This window comes from Mesorhizobium sp. M5C.F.Ca.ET.164.01.1.1, assembly GCF_004792125.1.
Lineage (GTDB): Bacteria > Pseudomonadota > Alphaproteobacteria > Rhizobiales > Rhizobiaceae > Mesorhizobium > Mesorhizobium wenxiniae.
In genome coordinates this window covers 1-336 of record NZ_SRTG01000320.1, presented here as the reverse complement: position 1 = coordinate 336, position 336 = coordinate 1, and the positions used below count along the sequence as shown (strand labels likewise).

The window sequence follows — 336 nt, the reverse complement described above, 5'->3', positions numbered from 1 at the left end:
TCGTGTATGGTTCATTCGCCAAAGGCACGGACACAGAACGCAGCGATATCGATTTGATGGTGGTCGGCGATAACCTGAACCTCTCTGACCTTTATTCAGCCGCACAAAACGCGGAACTGAGACTAGGCCGAAAGGTCAGTCCGACATTTCTGTCGCCGGAGGAATGGCAACGAAAGGCGTCGCAGAAAGGGTCGTTTGTCCGAAAGGTAAGTACGCTTCCAAAGATTTTCCTCATCGGCTCGGAGAAAGATTTACAAGCGTGGGCAAGCAAGAACTAGACAACCTCGTAAAGATTGGGCTGATGAAAAGTGAGCCCCCATCGCTGTCCGAATATGA

General features: G+C 50.6%; 1 protein-coding gene. It reads left to right on the top strand.

Annotated elements, in window-relative coordinates; translation table 11 throughout:
• A partial coding sequence (locus tag EN807_RS33645; protein WP_135938026.1) for a nucleotidyltransferase domain-containing protein occupies positions 1-278 on the top strand: 278 nt, incomplete at its 5' end.
• Between the last annotated feature and the right edge of the window lie 58 nt (positions 279-336).